Origin of the sequence: Proteus sp. GOKU, from assembly GCF_015475555.1 — a bacterium.
Lineage (GTDB): Bacteria > Pseudomonadota > Gammaproteobacteria > Enterobacterales > Enterobacteriaceae > Proteus > Proteus mirabilis_B.
In genome coordinates this window covers 160335-175724 of record NZ_CP034105.1, presented here as the reverse complement: position 1 = coordinate 175724, position 15390 = coordinate 160335, and the positions used below count along the sequence as shown (strand labels likewise).

Genomic DNA, 15390 nt, shown 5'->3' with positions numbered 1-15390 from the left:
AACATCAATATGCCAAGGGGTTAATTTTATTAACCGAGTCTTATATTATTCAGGTTTGTGTCTTGCCAGCATAGCCCTTAATCCCGCAACACCTTTTTGCCCTTTCTCTTGTTTTTCTTCGGCACTTAACACTTTCTTTTTATTAGTATCCCAATTTAAATCATCTTGAGGCAATTCATAAAGAAAACGACTTGGATCAGGTTTGATTAATTCGCCATATTGACGCCTTTCTTTACATAACGTAAAAGTAAGTGTTTTTTGTGCTCGAGTAATTCCCACATAAGCAAGACGTCTTTCTTCTTCTACATTATCTTCATCAATACTACTTTGGTGTGGCAATATGCCCTCTTCCATTCCTACTAAAAATACATGAGGAAACTCAAGACCTTTAGAGGCATGTAATGTCATTAACTGAACTTGATCTAACTCTTCTTCTGTTTCTCCTCGCTCCATCATATCGCGCAAGGTAAAACGGTTAACGACTTGAGAAAGCGTCATAGGTTCATGTAATTCATCACCTTCAAGCATTTCACTCATCCATAAAAATAGCTGATTAATATTTTTCATTCTCATTTCAGCAGCTTTTGCGCTACTTGAGGTTTCATATAACCAACTTTCATAATCCATTTCATGCAATAAATCACGTACAGCTAACAGTGGCTCTCGTTCTGATTTTTGCACTATACGTGACATCCATTGAGAGAATGCTTGTAATGAATTTAAGCCTCGTCCCGTTAATGTTTGACCTAATCCCAAATCAAAACAGGCATTGTATAAACTTTTATCTCGAACTTTTGCCCACTCACCTAATTTTTGAATTGTCATAGGCCCAATTTCACGACGAGGTTTATTCACGATACGTAAAAATGCCGCATCATCATCAGGATTGGTAATTACTCGTAAATAGGCAAGAATATCTTTTATCTCTTCACGTGAGAAAAAAGAGGTTTCACCCGAAATACGATAAGGAATGCGATTTTGCATCAAGTATTTTTCAAAAATACGAGACTGATGATTACCACGATAAAGGATCGCATAATCCTTATAATTGGTTTTATTAATAAAGTGATGAGCAATTAATTCGCCAGCGACACGCTCTGCTTCATGCTCTTCATTATTAGCCGTTAAAACCCGCAGTTCATCACCATAACCTAATTCTGAAAATAACCGTTTTTCAAAAACATGGGGATTATTTTCAATCAAGATATTCGCTGATTTTAGAATACGCCCAGAAGAGCGATAATTTTGCTCAAGCTTAATCACATTAAGTTGTGGAAAATCTTTTTGTAATAGCACTAAATTTTGAGGGCGAGCACCACGCCATGAATAGATTGATTGGTCATCATCGCCTACAACCGTAAAACGAGCTCTTTCACCAACCAGCCATTTGACCAATTCATATTGGCTTGTATTTGTATCTTGATATTCATCCACCAGCAAATAGCGAATACGTCTTTGCCAGCGCTCTCTGACTTCTTCATTTGTGCGCAATAACAAGGTTGGGCGGCTAATTAAGTCATCAAAGTCGAGCACATTACAACTACGCAGATGTTGCTCGTAACGTCGAAAGCATTCGGCAAATGTATGATCTTGTTGCGATCTCGCCATTCCTATTGCTTGCTCTGGTGTGAGCATGTCATTTTTCCAGTTAGAGATTTGGCTCTTTAACTGAGAAAGTAAATCTTTATCTTCTTCTAATAAATCAGCCGTTAATTCTTTAAGTAATGCAGATTGGTCTTGATCATCAAACAGTGAAAACTTAGCTTTAATACCTAGCGCCTTATATTCGCGTTTGATAATTTCTAATCCCAATGTGTGAAACGTTGAGATCATCAATCCTTTCGCTTCTTGACGACCTAAGGTTTGAGCAACACGCTCTTTCATTTCACGCGCAGCTTTATTGGTAAACGTGACTGCTGCAATTTGCTTTGCTGGATATTGGCATTGACGAATAAGGTGTGCAATTTTATTGGTAATAACCCGTGTTTTACCCGATCCCGCACCTGCCAAGACCAAACAAGGGCCTGACACATATTCCACTGCTTTTTGTTGACCAGGATTTAATCGCATACTTTTTCCAAACTTCATTAACCAAGAACATAACGGGGGATAATTGTAGCAGAAAGCGATCAAAGTCTTGAGTATTCCCTCTTTCAATTTTTCTCACACTATAAAAACAAAAAACCGTACTCCATTAAGAAATACGGTTTTCGAAAAAATTCAATCTTCATTTTTCGCTTATTTTTCTAAGCTATTTACGTGAGAAGAAGGCGGCAAAAGAGGTTATCCCAAGTGTAGCCAACGCACTTATCGCGTAAAGAGCGACGAAAAATTAGTTGGCAACAGCAATCTTCTTCATATCCGTCATATACCCACGCAACGTTTTACCTACGGCTTCAATTGGGTGCTGGCGAATTGCTTCATTGATATCACGTAATTGTGCGTTATCTGTTCCATTATCTTGAACTTTCTTCGCTAAATCGCCAGCTTGCAATGTTGTCATAAACTCTTTCAGCATAGGAACAACAGCGAATGAGAACAAATAGTTACCATATTCTGCGGTATCAGAAATAACTACGTTCATTTCATATAAACGCTTACGAGCAATGGTATTCGCGATTAATGGCAGCTCATGCAGTGATTCATAATAAGCTGACTCTGCAAAGATCCCTGCTTCAATCATCGTATCAAAAGCTAATTCAACACCAGCTTTAACCATTGCAACCATTAACACACCGTGATCAAAGTACTCTTGCTCACTGATTTTACCCTCATATTCAGGATAATTTTCAAATGCGCTTGCTCCGGTCTCTTCACGCCATGTCAGCAAGTTTTTATCATCATTTGCCCAATCAGCCATCATTGTTTCAGAGAATTTACCTGAAATGATATCATCCATATGTTTCGCAAACAGTGGAGCCATGATCTCTTTCAGTTGCTCTGATAATGCATAAGCTCGCATTTTTGCAGGGTTAGATAACCTGTCCATCATCAAGGTGATACCACCTTGTTTCAGTGCTTCTGTAATCGTTTCCCAACCAAATTGCAGCAACTTACCTGCATAACCCGGCTCAACACCATCAGCAACCATCTTGTCGTAACATAACAGCGAGCCAGCTTGTAACATACCGCACAGAATAGTTTGCTCACCCATTAAGTCTGATTTTACTTCAGCAACGAAAGATGACTCTAAAACACCCGCACGATGACCACCTGTTGCAGCAGCCCATGCTTTCGCAATGGCCATACCTTCACCTTTTGCATCATTTTCAGGGTGAACTGCAATCAGTGTTGGAACACCAAAACCACGCTTATATTCTTCACGAACTTCGGTACCCGGACATTTTGGTGCAACCATAACAACGGTGATGTCATCACGAATTTTTTCGCCAACTTCAACGATATTAAAACCATGAGAGTAACCTAATGCTGCACCTGATTTCATCAATGGTTGAACAGCTTGAACAACAGCGGAGTGCTGTTTGTCTGGCGTTAAGTTAACAACTAAATCTGCTTGAGGGATCAACGCTTCATAAGTTCCAACCTCAAAACCGTTTTCGGTTGCACGACGCCATGATGCACGTTTTTCATCAATTGCTTCTTGGCGTAAGGCATACGCGATATTCAAACCTGAATCACGCATATTTAAACCTTGGTTAAGACCTTGAGCGCCACAACCAACAATAACGACTTTTTTGCCTTTCAGGTAATTTGCTTCATCAGCAAATTCTTCACGTGACATAAAGCGACATTTACCTAATTGCGACAACTGCTGACGCAGATTCAATGTATTAAAATAATTTGTCATAGAAGACTCCAAAATCGTTGTGTATGTGTTTGCTATTATTGTCCTCACTCTCCGTGAGGTGTTGCATGACTTTACTATATGGGATGAAAGCCATTGCTTAAATTGATATATTTACAAGATAGTGTTGCAAAAAATGCAACGTTCTTTTTTATCACCTAAGGTGGCTGACAATGGATATTCGTGATCTCAAACTCTTCCTGCATTTAGCTGAAAGTTGTCACTTCACCAAGACCGCACAAGCGATGCACGTCAGCCCTTCTACGCTCTCTCGTCAAATTCAACGCCTTGAAGAAAGCTTAGGCCATCCCCTGTTTTTACGTGATAACCGACAGGTGACTCTCACCGATGCGGGCGAACAGCTAAAACGCTATGCTCAACAAACCTTATTGCAATATAAGCAACTTAAGCACACGTTAAATCAAAATAGCCCCAGCCTTTCTGGTGAACTGCGTCTGTTTTGTTCTGTAACAGCGGCTTACAGCCATTTGCCACCTATTCTTGACCGCTTTCGTGCAGAAAATCCATTAGTTGAAATAAAGCTCACCACAGGAGATGCGGCTGATGCGGTCGATAAAGTACAATCTGATGAAGCTGATTTAGGTATTGCAGGAAAACCTGAAAAGCTTCCTGAAAATATCTGTTTTGAAAAAATAGGTGAAATTCCATTAGTACTGATTGCGCCCGCACTGCCGTGCAATGTTCGCCATCTTGCAACACAAGAGAAACCCGATTGGCTCAATATTCCATTTATCATTCCTGAGCATGGCCCATCGCGACAGCGAATTGCGTTATGGTTTAAACGCCACCGTATCCATAATCCTTTAATTTATGCGACTGTTTCTGGGCATGAAGCGATTGTCTCAATGGTGGCGTTAGGTTGTGGTATTGCACTTATTCCACAAGTTGTCGTTGATAACTGCCCTGAGCCCGTTCGTAATCGCATATCTTCATTGGATAATATTTCAATGGTAGAACCTTTCGAATTAGGCGTTTGTGGATTACACAAACGCCTTCAAGAGCCTGTGATTAGTGCTTTTTGGCGATTACTCCACGACTAAGTTTGCCGTTTGTGGTGACAGGAATAGCTGAAAAGAAGGATTTCCTGTCTCATCATGATATTCATAGCCTAATGCATCTAAATGCCGCTCGAAACGTCCTTCTGTTTCGGGTAGTTCAAATGCCACCAGCACACGCCCATAATCGGTACCATGACTACGATAGTGGAATAACGTGATATTCCAATAAGTCCCTAATGTTTTTAAAAACTTCATTAAAGCGCCCGGTGATTCAGGAAACTCAAAACTAAATAAACGCTCTTTAAGCGGTTTATTAGGACGACCACCGACCATATAACGCACATGAAGTTTTGCCATTTCATCATCAGACAAATCAGCCACTTGATAACCAGCAGTCGTAAGTTCACGCAAAATTTCTTTGCGCTCTGCAAGTCCTTGGCTTAAACGAACACCAACAAAAATACGTGCATTTTCAGGATCAGCATCGCTATAACGATAATTAAATTCCGTGACAACGCGTTGACCTAAGATCTGACAGAAACGTAAAAAACTACCCTTTTGTTCAGGGATCGTCACAGCAAGTAATGCTTCGCGTTTTTCGCCTAATTCACAGCGTTCAGAGACATAACGTAGTCCATGGAAATTCACATTTGCACCAGAAAGCACATGCGCTAGACGCTCACCTTTGATCTGGTGCTTTTCAACGTATTTTTTAAGCCCAGCCAATGCCAACGCGCCTGAAGGCTCTGCAATTGCACGCACATCCTCAAATAAATCTTTTACTGCGGCACAAATTTCATCACTATCAACAGTAATGACATCATCAACATATTTTTGGCATAAACGAAAAGTTTCATCACCAATACGCTTAACGGCAACACCTTCTGCAAATAAGCCCACTCGAGCTAATTCAACAGGGTGTCCTGCCTCTAATGCGGCTTTTAAACATGCTGCATCTTCTGCTTCAACACCAATAACTTTAATTTCTGGCATAAGCTGTTTAATTAATACCGCCACCCCAGCAATTAAACCACCACCACCAACTGGTACGAAAATACGGTCAAGATGAACATCTTGTTGTAAGAGTTCCATTGCCAGCGTTGCCTGCCCTGCAATGACAGCTGGATGATCAAAAGGCGGAACAAAGGTGTATCCCATCTCTTCAGACAGCGCGATAGCTTTCGCTTTTGCTTCATCAAAGTTGGCACCATAAAGCAAAGCTTCCCCACCAAATTGGCGAACAGCATCGACTTTGATATCCGCCGTTGCCACTGGCATCACGATTAATGCCTTTACACCCATTCGATTCGCTGACAGCGCAACACCTTGAGCATGGTTACCCGCAGAAGCCGTCACTACACCTTTTGTTTTTTGCTCAGGAGTCAGCCCTGCAATCATGGTGTAAGCACCACGTAATTTAAAGCTATGAACAGGCTGTCGGTCTTCACGCTTAACTAAAATTGTATTTTCTAAACGCTCAGAGATTTTTATCATCTCTTGGAGCGGGGTGACTATTGCAGCTTCATAAACCGGCGCACTCAGCGCCGCTTTTAAATATTCAGCGCTACTTGGCGCTGAATTTAAAGGTCTAAAGGCAGCCATTTTTAGCCCCCTAATTTAGATTTATCACGCACCGCACCTTTATCGGCACTAGTGGCTAAAGAGGCGTAAGCGCGTAAGGCGAACGAAACTTGGCGCTGTCTATTTTGTGGTGTCCATGCTTTATCACCACGGGCATTTTGTGCATCACGGCGAGCAGATAACGTTTTATCATCTACCTTTAATGAGATCTCACGAGTTGGAATATTGATAGAGACGATATCGCCCTCTTCCACTAAACCAATGACGCCACCATTTGCGGCTTCAGGTGAAACATGTCCGATAGATAAACCTGATGTTCCACCAGAGAAACGTCCGTCAGTGATAAGTGCGCAAGCTTTACCTAATCCCATTGATTTTAAATAAGAGGTTGGATACAGCATCTCTTGCATACCCGGTCCACCTTTAGGGCCTTCGTAGCGAATAATGACCACATCGCCTGCCACTACCTTTCCACCTAAGATAGCCTCAACAGCATCATCTTGGCTTTCATATACTTTTGCGGGACCACTAAAAATTAAGTTGTCTTCATCAACGCCTGCTGTTTTAACAATACAGCCATCTACTGCTAAGTTACCGGATAAAACCGCTAATCCACCATCTTGGCTATAAGCATGTTCTTTACTGCGGATACATCCGTTTTCACGATCGGTATCTAAGGTTGGCCAACGACAGTTTTGAGAAAATGCTTTCGTGGTACGAATACCTGCAGGGCCTGCTTGGAACATCGATTTTACTTGCTCATCTTGCGTTAACATCACGTCATATTGCGCTAATGTTTCTGGCAAAGTTAGCCCTAAAATATTATCTACATTACGGTTAAGTAAGCCGGCTCTGTCTAATTCACCTAAAATACCCATGACCCCACCTGCGCGGTGAACATCTTCCATATGATATTTTTGTGTACTTGGTGCCACTTTACATAAATGAGGTACTTGGCGAGAAAGCCTGTCGATATCTTCCATCGTGAAGTCAACCTCACCTTCTTGCGCAGCAGCCAATAAATGCAGAACTGTATTTGTCGAGCCACCCATTGCAATGTCTAAGATCATCGCATTTTCAAAGGCTTCTTTTTTAGCGATATTGCGCGGTAATGCAGATTCATCATCTTTTTCATAATAGCGCTTGGTTAATTCAACAATGCGCTTACCTGCGTTGATAAACAGCGTTTCACGATCTGCGTGTGTTGCAAGTAATGAGCCATTTCCCGGTTGAGATAATCCCAGTGCTTCTGTTAAACAGTTCATTGAGTTTGCGGTAAACATACCTGAACAAGATCCGCATGTTGGGCAAGCCGATCGTTCGATTTGCTCACTATCAGCATCGCTGACATTTGGATTCGCTCCTTGGATCATGGCATCAACCAGATCTAATTTGATCAGTTGGTCTGAAAGCTTCGTTTTTCCCGCTTCCATAGGGCCACCAGAAACAAAAATAACCGGAATATTTAAACGTAAAGACGCCATTAACATCCCCGGAGTGATCTTGTCGCAGTTTGAGATACACACCATCGCATCAGCACAGTGCGCATTAACCATATATTCAACAGAGTCTGCGATAAGTTCACGGGATGGCAAAGAGTAAAGCATGCCACCGTGTCCCATTGCGATACCATCATCAACCGCAATGGTATTAAATTCTTTAGCGACACCACCAGCGGCTTCAATTTGCTCAGCAACGAGTTTTCCTAAATCCCGCAGATGCACATGACCCGGTACAAATTGCGTAAATGAGTTCACAACTGCGATAATGGGTTTACCAAAATCAGCATCAGTCATTCCTGTTGCACGCCATAAGGCACGGGCTCCAGCCATATTACGACCGTGTGTCGTTGTCGCTGAACGGTATTTAGGCATTTTTCACACTCCTGCGATAAAGAAAGCGAGTAGGGAACGATCTACCCGCTAAACAAATTTATTTGATTATGTTTATGAATTGATTGGATCTAACCAGCCGTATTTATCTTCTGTTTCACCCGTAAACAGACCAAAGAAGGCTTTTTGAATTGCTTTGGTCACTGGGCCACAACGTCCGATACCTACTTGAATACCATCAACACTACGTACTGGTGTTATCTCTGCGGCTGTGCCTGACATAAAGACTTCGTCTGCAAGATAAAGTGATTCACGAGAAAGCACTTGTTCACGCACTTCATAACCTAGATCTTTTGCTAATTTGATGATCGCATCACGCGTGATCCCTGGCAGTGCTGATGAAGTAAATGGAGGTGTAAAAATAACACCCTCTTTTACTTCAAATAAGTTTTCACCTGCACCTTCAGATAAATAGCCATGAACATCTAACGCAATCCCTTCTTGGTAACCGTGGCGACGAGCTTCACTTCCCACTAATAATGAGGATAAATAATTACCACCAGCTTTAGCTGCGGTTGGAATAGTATTTGGTGCCGCGCGGTGCCAAGAGGAAACCATTGCATCAATACCTTTATCTAAAGCTTCTTCACCGAGATAGGCTCCCCACGGGAATGCAGCAATAATCACATCCGTTTTATAGCCTGCTGGCGGATTAACTCCCATACCGACATCACCAATAAAAACTAATGGACGAATATAAGCACTGACTAATTTGTTTTTACGTAAGGTTTCACGACATGCTTCCATTAACTCATCAACGCTTTGCTCAACAGGCATACGATAGATTTTGGCTGAGTCATGTAAACGTTGCATATGCTCACGATGGCGAAATACCACAGGACCTTTATGAGAATTGTAACAACGCACACCTTCAAATACGGAAGTACCATAATGTAATGCGTGAGACATCACATGAACCTTTGCCTCAGCCCATGGAACCATTTCACCGTTAAACCAAATATAATCAGCTTGCTTTGTCATTCTTTTATCCTTACATGGCACTTAGTGCATTCATGAATCGTAATTTTTCTTTCTGTTGATGTGATACTTGAATACCTGCAACATCAGCTAATTTTGTTAACTGGCTGCACAGAAGTTCTAATGGTCGCTGACTACTCACCGTCAGACTTAAATTAATATTGTTACTCTCTGTGATATTCATATTCATTGAGCATATATGAAAACCACGATGACGGATAACTCTCAGGATACGTTCTAAGATCTCTGGACAAAAACGGGCTTCAATTGTGATATTGTGTTGGTTCATTTTGATTTCTCCATCATCTCATCATTACTTGCGCCCGGCGGAACTAAAGGCCAGACATTTTCTGCGTCATCGATAGATACCTGTAATAAATAAGGGCCATCGCTCTCTAATAAACATTTTATTGCATCAGCAACTTGTGCTTTTTCTGTGATGCGTTGCCCTGGAATATCAAAAGCTTTAGCCAAGGCAACAAAGTCTGGATTGTCTGTTAAAATTGTTTCGCTATAACGTTGTTCAAAAAACAGCTCTTGCCATTGGCGAACCATACCAAGACGTTGGTTATCTAATAACACCAATTTGATAGGTAATTGCTTACGTTTAATTGTGCCCAACTCCTGCACATTCATCATAAAAGAGCCGTCGCCTGATACGCAGATAACACATGCATCAGGTCTAGCAATCTGAGCGCCTACTGCCGCAGGGATACCAAATCCCATGGTGCCTAAACCACTTGAAGTAATAAAATTTTCAGGTGCATCAAATGTCATGTGTTGTGCTGACCACATTTGATGTTGACCTACATCTGTTGTCACAACAGTATTTTCAGGTTTTGCATCTGATAATTGTTTTAATAATAACGGTGCATAAATTGCAGAGCCGGGATGATCATAACGCCACGCGTGTTCTGCTTTTAATTCTTGAACCTCTTGTTGCCAAGCTGCGATAGATAATGGCTGAGATAAAGCTGGTAACAACACTTTCGCATCCCCCAATAACGCAACATGCGCCTGTTTCAATTTATTTAATTCTGCATGGTCGATATCGATATGGATAACCTTGGCATTAGGTGCAAAAGTATTTAATCGTCCCGTTACGCGATCATCAAAACGTGCGCCAACAGCAATTAATAAATCACTACGCTGAACAGCATAATTTGCCGCTTTAGTACCATGCATACCTAACATGCCTAAATAATTGGCATCTAATGCATCAGCACAGCCTAATCCTTTTAAAGTGGAGACTACGGGCATTTCTGTTTGCGTCACAAATTCTCTTAACGTTTCCACAGCATTACTCATGGCAACACCACCACCTACATACAAAATAGGTTTTTGTGCCTTCGCTAACATCTGCTTAGCTTGAGCCAGCTCTTGTGTTGGGTAAGGAAACTCTTGCTCTTCTGGCAATTCATAACTTGATAAATGAGAAGCATCAGCCAATTGAACATCTTTAGGAATATCAATTAAAACAGGTCCAGGGCGACCTTGAGATGCGATAGAAAATGCTTCTGATAACACTCTTGGTAATTCATCAACGGTCGAAACTAAAAAACTATGTTTTGTACACGCTAACGAAAGACCTAAAACATCAATTTCTTGGAATGCATCAGTACCAATCAAATCGGAGGCAACTTGCCCTGTGATAGCAACAACAGGCACAGAATCTAACAATGCATCAGCAAGTCCAGTGATAACATTAGTAGCGCCTGGGCCTGATGTCGCGATACAAACACCCGTTGTACCTGTAGAGCGAGCAAAACCAATAGCAGCAATTGCAGCACCTTGTTCATGGCGACATAAAACATGTTCAACACCGCCATCATAAAGGGCATCGTAAACAGGCATGATCGCACCACCAGGGTAACCAAAGACTGTTTCGACTTGATGTTTTCGTAATGCCTGTACTAACCACTGTGCTCCATTCATTCTCTCACCCTACCATCTTAACTTCTTGTTTAATTTGAATTTATTTTCTATTTAATCTCTTTTTCAAACTCAAGCTCAAAAAAAACCCCCGCGCCTTTCGGTGCGGGGGTTTTTAAGAGATCCGGCTAGTTTAGTTAGCCTTTCTTCGTCCTAGTGCAGCCCCGCACGGTGGGTTAATAATCACCACCACGCTGACAATAATTAGGCTAATCACTAGGACGATAGTATTCATAGTTTTATAACTTCTTTTCTTATTTAAAATGTTTGTTGTGTTGTGTTTTCTTTCACTCTGTCCTTTTAGAGTTATCATGATATTTTAGAATTGACAACGTTTATTTTAAAAATAATCGTAACAATATGAATTTAATGAATATTTTTATACCGCAAATCACCACCAGAACATCTATCTATAAAATATTTATTTTTTAGTTATTAATGCCAAGAAAGAACCCGTTATTTTGTTTTTTCTACTATTACACGTCATTATTTAAAGTAAAAAAGAGAACAGGTTTTTTATTATATTTATATTAATTTATTAAATTATTTATCATTATAATTAATTACTATATTTCAATACGTTACGTTATTTTCGAGATACTTCGCATTTATTTAACTCTCCATTTAACACAAAAGAAAAAATAATTTAAAAAGAGAAAAATAATGGAGAATAAAAAATGGCATTAGCAATAATATATACACGTGCCTCTTTAGGAATATCAGCTCCGCTTATTACTATTGAGGCTCATATTAGTCAGGGATTACCCGGATTAACATTAGTTGGATTACCTGAGACTGTTGTAAAAGAAGCAAAAGACAGAGTAAGAAGTGCGCTCATTAATAGCGGATATACTTATCCTGCAAAAAGAATAACAATTAATCTATCACCTGCCGATTTACCCAAAGAAGGTGCGCGTTATGATTTACCTATTGCGCTGGCAATACTCATTGCATCTGAACAATTAATATCAAATAAATTAGAGTGTTATGAGTTTATTGGAGAGCTTGCACTTTCTGGTAAATTACAACGAGTTAATGCAGTTATTCCATCAATTCTTAGTGCTTCAAAAGATCATCGAATATGCATTGTATCAACAGAACATCAAACTGAAGTTTCATTATTACCCAACAAATCGGCTTTATTAGCCTCTCATCTTTTAGAAATTTGCCACCACCTAGAAAATAATACGCCATTAATTGAAACAGAAAGTTTTATTATTAATGATGAAATTGGAAATCAAGATAATAAAGATATGAGCGATATAATTGGTCAAAATAATGCAAAAAGGGCAGCAGAAATCACAGCAGCAGGAAATCACAACATTTTATTTCTTGGGCCACCAGGAACAGGTAAAACAATGTTGGCGCAAAGAATAAGTACACTTCTTCCACCTTTAACTGCTAAAGAAGCACTTGATGTATTAATCATTAGTAGTTTAAGAGGAGTGACATTTGATGAAAGAAAATGGCCTACAAGACCATTTAGAGCCCCGCATCATACTTCCTCTGCGGTTGCTTTAACGGGAGGAGGTTCTCTTCCTAAGCCAGGAGAAATTACATTAGCACATCACGGTATTTTATTTTTAGATGAACTGCCTGAATTCGAACGACGTGTACTCGATGCATTACGAGAACCTCTAGATGCTAGAGAAATTACTATTTCACGAGCAAAAGCCAAAATAAGCTACCCAGCCAACGTATTATTAGTCGGTGCATTAAATCCAAGCCCAACAGGACACTATCAAGGTAATCACAATCGAGTACCAATAAAACAGATCCTGCGCTATTTAAGCAAGGTTTCTGGACCTTTTTTAGATAGGTTTGATTTATCTGTCGAAATGCCACTGCTTCCTCAAGGCGCGCTTATTCATCCTACATTTACCACGGAAAGTAGTACTGCAATTAGAGAACGTGTTCTAAAGGCAAGAGAAAAGCAATTTGCACGATGTGGAAAAGTGAATACTTATTTAACTGGAAAAGAGATTGAATGCTATTGCTCGTTGAGTACTAGTGATGCAACTTTTCTTGAAGACACTCTAAATAAATTAGGATTATCAATACGAGCTTGGCATAAGATTTTAAGAGTATCGAGGACTATCGCAGATCTTGCAAACGAAGAGAAAATACAAAGAAATCATTTAATTGAAGCATTAAGCTTTCGGGCAATGGATAGGTTAATGATCTATTTACAAAAGCAACTAGATGGGTAAATAAAAAGGAGCGAAAATACGCCCCTTTTAACTAAAACTAATGATATTAATCATCAGAGTCGGTATAGTCATCAGATGGATCGAGCTGCGGCTTTCCACCCGATAATGTATGAAAACGTTTTGGACGACTTATACGACTAGTATATTTTTTCCAAATTTTTTCTTCGACCGTTGCTGCTTCTCGTTCGCCACGACACATGGCAACAAATAATTTTTCCGCTTCAGTTGTAGGCTCTCGTTTGCCTAAATCAAGCTCATTAAAGGCTTGACCATGACGTTCCAATATCTGGGATTCCTTGATAGTGAAATCGCCATGACGAGAAAAACCACGCGGATAATGTTTATTGTCAAAAAAACGATTAGTCGTGATAAAACTTTCTGCCATCTGACACACTCCTAATTCTCTATCGTCATACTTATGGCGCGGAGTATTAGATAGTCATGCGGTTCTGTAAAACAAAATATTTAAATCGTAACGACAAATTTTTTTGGAGATAGATGTGGATACCGAATTACTGAAAACCTTTTTGGAAGTCAGTAAGACTAGACACTTTGGACGAGCCGCTGAATCTCTTTATTTAACGCAGTCTGCGGTTAGTTTTAGAATACGGCAATTGGAAACACAATTAGGTACAAATCTGTTTACTCGCCATCGTAATAATATTCGTCTAACTGTCGCGGGTGAGAGGCTTATTCCTTATGCTGAATCGTTAATGAATACATGGCTTCTCGCTAAAAAAGAGATTAGCCATGCTTCTCAACATTCAGAGCTATCAATTGGCGCTACAGCATCACTCTGGGAAGCATATCTAACATCTTGGTTACAGGAATCTTATCTAGAAAGAAAAGAGCTCAGAATTGAATCTAGAGTCTCTACAAGGCAATCTCTTGTAAAACAACTTCATGCAAGAGAGCTTGATCTTCTTTTTACAACTGAAGCACCGAAAATGGATGAATTAGAAAGTAAAATTATTGGTGATATTACTTTCCAGCTGATGAAAATAGCATCAAATAAAACAGAAGAAATAGCACAATTTATCAAAATCGAATGGAGTGCTGATTTTCAGCCTTTTCTTCCTAATGGTGCAGTACAAAAAATTGATCCTATTTTGACCACTAACTCCGCAATGATTGCTTATCAGTTAATGAAAACAACTCAAGCAGTTGCATTTCTACCTACACATTGGCTCGATCTTTATTCAGATCTTGCCCCTGCCTCGACAGAAGTTATTCAAAAACCTTTATTCGCGGTTTGGCTAAATACCAGTGATCAACAAGTATTGATACAACAGCTATTAAAACAGCCGATAAATAATCAATAAGGCTTAAATCCACTCTATAGTTATTCATAATATTAACGAATAACTTTTGGATTTAAGTTTTATCTCTAGAATTCATAATATATAACAGGGAATATTACCGATAAATATTGGTAAAGAGAGTGTATTAGTAGGTTAATTGATGAGTGTTTAGAGTAGTAAATATTGAGAATATACAAATAACAAAAAGCCCAGTTAATTAACTGGGCTACAAAGAAGTATAAATTTTGTTATTACTTAATTGGTAACTGGCAGGGGCGGAGAGGCTCGAACTCCCAACACCCGGTTTTGGAGACCGGTGCTCTACCAATTGAACTACGCCCCTAAATAGTTGGCGGAACGGACGGGACTCGAACCCGCGACCCCCTGCGTGACAGGCAGGTATTCTAACCAACTGAACTACCGCTCCGCGTATTCTTTGCGCAATTAATGTTATTGAACACTAATGCTTTAATTAATGCCTGGCAGTTCCCTACTCTCACATGGGGAGACCCCACACTACCATCGGCGCTACAACGTTTCACTTCTGAGTTCGGCATGGATTCAGGTGGGTCCGCTGCGCTATGGCTGCCAAGCAAATTCTGTTTTATTACCCGTTATTGTGTATCTCTACACATTAACCAGCAATATTCAATCTTAAACAAGCTTACTTCA

Annotated in this window: 12 protein-coding genes, 2 tRNA genes and 1 rRNA gene; 3 read left to right on the top strand and 12 right to left on the bottom strand. The window is 40.1% G+C overall.

Annotated features, from left to right (window positions below):
• Window positions 1-45 precede the first annotated feature (45 nt).
• Window positions 46-2070, bottom strand: coding sequence for a DNA helicase Rep (gene rep / locus EHE21_RS00905; protein WP_088494042.1), 2025 nt, complete (start codon window positions 2068-2070; stop codon window positions 46-48).
• A 262-nt stretch (window positions 2071-2332) separates the two neighbouring features.
• Window positions 2333-3808, bottom strand: a complete 1476-nt coding sequence (gene ilvC / locus EHE21_RS00900) for a ketol-acid reductoisomerase (protein WP_194951616.1) — start codon at window positions 3806-3808, stop codon at window positions 2333-2335.
• A gap of 170 nt (window positions 3809-3978) precedes the next feature.
• Here ilvC and ilvY point away from each other — a divergent pair, with 170 nt between their 5' ends.
• On the top strand, window positions 3979-4866 hold the full coding sequence (gene ilvY / locus EHE21_RS00895; RefSeq protein WP_075674047.1) for an HTH-type transcriptional activator IlvY: 888 nt from the start codon (window positions 3979-3981) through the stop codon (window positions 4864-4866).
• Here the strand turns inward: ilvY and ilvA are convergent.
• From ilvA to ilvL, 6 genes are all read right to left on the bottom strand, one after another.
• Window positions 4852-6426 (bottom strand): threonine ammonia-lyase, biosynthetic, encoded by a 1575-nt coding sequence (ilvA, locus tag EHE21_RS00890; protein WP_194951615.1) that lies wholly within the window; start codon window positions 6424-6426, stop codon window positions 4852-4854. The genes ilvY and ilvA overlap by 15 nt on opposite strands.
• A gap of 2 nt (window positions 6427-6428) precedes the next feature.
• Entirely contained in the window at window positions 6429-8279 is a 1851-nt protein-coding gene (ilvD, locus tag EHE21_RS00885) for a dihydroxy-acid dehydratase (protein ID WP_088494045.1), read from the bottom strand.
• Between the two features lie 72 nt (window positions 8280-8351).
• Window positions 8352-9278 (bottom strand): branched-chain-amino-acid transaminase, encoded by a 927-nt coding sequence (ilvE, locus tag EHE21_RS00880; protein WP_194951614.1) that lies wholly within the window; start codon window positions 9276-9278, stop codon window positions 8352-8354.
• Window positions 9279-9288: 10 nt separating this feature from the next.
• Window positions 9289-9564, bottom strand: coding sequence for an acetolactate synthase 2 small subunit (ilvM, locus tag EHE21_RS00875; protein WP_023583660.1), 276 nt, complete (start codon window positions 9562-9564; stop codon window positions 9289-9291).
• Entirely contained in the window at window positions 9561-11210 is a 1650-nt protein-coding gene (gene ilvG / locus EHE21_RS00870) for an acetolactate synthase 2 catalytic subunit (RefSeq protein WP_088494047.1), read from the bottom strand. The genes ilvM and ilvG overlap by 4 nt, the downstream gene beginning before the upstream one ends.
• 130 nt (window positions 11211-11340) lie before the next feature.
• Window positions 11341-11442, bottom strand: a complete 102-nt coding sequence (gene ilvL / locus EHE21_RS00865; RefSeq protein ID WP_071788577.1) for an ilv operon leader peptide — start codon at window positions 11440-11442, stop codon at window positions 11341-11343.
• A 442-nt stretch (window positions 11443-11884) separates the two neighbouring features.
• Here ilvL and EHE21_RS00860 point away from each other — a divergent pair, with 442 nt between their 5' ends.
• Window positions 11885-13417 (top strand): YifB family Mg chelatase-like AAA ATPase, encoded by a 1533-nt coding sequence (locus tag EHE21_RS00860; protein WP_194951613.1) that lies wholly within the window; start codon window positions 11885-11887, stop codon window positions 13415-13417.
• Between the two features lie 46 nt (window positions 13418-13463).
• On the opposite strand, the gene EHE21_RS00855 is transcribed toward EHE21_RS00860, so the two are convergent.
• Window positions 13464-13802, bottom strand: coding sequence for a DUF413 domain-containing protein (locus tag EHE21_RS00855; protein WP_036939631.1), 339 nt, complete (start codon window positions 13800-13802; stop codon window positions 13464-13466).
• 115 nt (window positions 13803-13917) lie between these two features.
• Here EHE21_RS00855 and hdfR point away from each other — a divergent pair, with 115 nt between their 5' ends.
• The gene (gene hdfR, locus EHE21_RS00850) at window positions 13918-14739 is read left to right on the top strand and encodes an HTH-type transcriptional regulator HdfR (RefSeq protein WP_194951612.1); all 822 of its coding nucleotides are present in this window, start codon (window positions 13918-13920) and stop codon (window positions 14737-14739) included.
• A gap of 246 nt (window positions 14740-14985) precedes the next feature.
• Here the strand turns inward: hdfR and EHE21_RS00845 are convergent.
• From EHE21_RS00845 to rrf, 3 genes are all read right to left on the bottom strand, one after another.
• Window positions 14986-15061: transfer RNA gene (locus EHE21_RS00845), tRNA-Trp, on the bottom strand.
• A gap of 7 nt (window positions 15062-15068) precedes the next feature.
• Window positions 15069-15145: transfer RNA gene (locus tag EHE21_RS00840), tRNA-Asp, on the bottom strand.
• Window positions 15146-15195: 50 nt separating this feature from the next.
• A 5S ribosomal RNA gene (rrf, locus tag EHE21_RS00835) occupies window positions 15196-15311 on the bottom strand.
• Between the last annotated feature and the right edge of the window lie 79 nt (window positions 15312-15390).

Bases quoted from the DNA above. Each gene is read 5' to 3' on its own strand.
- ilvY (WP_075674047.1), top strand. From the start codon at position 3,979: ATGGATATTCGTGATCTCAAACTCTTCCTGCATTTAGCTGAAAGTTGT.
- ilvM (WP_023583660.1), bottom strand. From the start codon at position 9,564: ATGAACCAACACAATATCACAATTGAAGCCCGTTTTTGTCCAGAGATC.
- ilvA (WP_194951615.1), bottom strand. From the start codon at position 6,426: ATGGCTGCCTTTAGACCTTTAAATTCAGCGCCAAGTAGCGCTGAATAT.
- ilvL (WP_071788577.1), bottom strand. From the start codon at position 11,442: ATGAATACTATCGTCCTAGTGATTAGCCTAATTATTGTCAGCGTGGTG.
- EHE21_RS00855 (WP_036939631.1), bottom strand. From the start codon at position 13,802: ATGGCAGAAAGTTTTATCACGACTAATCGTTTTTTTGACAATAAACAT.
- ilvD (WP_088494045.1), bottom strand. From the start codon at position 8,279: ATGCCTAAATACCGTTCAGCGACAACGACACACGGTCGTAATATGGCT.
- rep (WP_088494042.1), bottom strand. From the start codon at position 2,070: ATGCGATTAAATCCTGGTCAACAAAAAGCAGTGGAATATGTGTCAGGC.
- ilvG (WP_088494047.1), bottom strand. From the start codon at position 11,210: ATGAATGGAGCACAGTGGTTAGTACAGGCATTACGAAAACATCAAGTC.
- EHE21_RS00860 (WP_194951613.1), top strand. From the start codon at position 11,885: ATGGCATTAGCAATAATATATACACGTGCCTCTTTAGGAATATCAGCT.
- ilvE (WP_194951614.1), bottom strand. From the start codon at position 9,278: ATGACAAAGCAAGCTGATTATATTTGGTTTAACGGTGAAATGGTTCCA.
- ilvC (WP_194951616.1), bottom strand. From the start codon at position 3,808: ATGACAAATTATTTTAATACATTGAATCTGCGTCAGCAGTTGTCGCAA.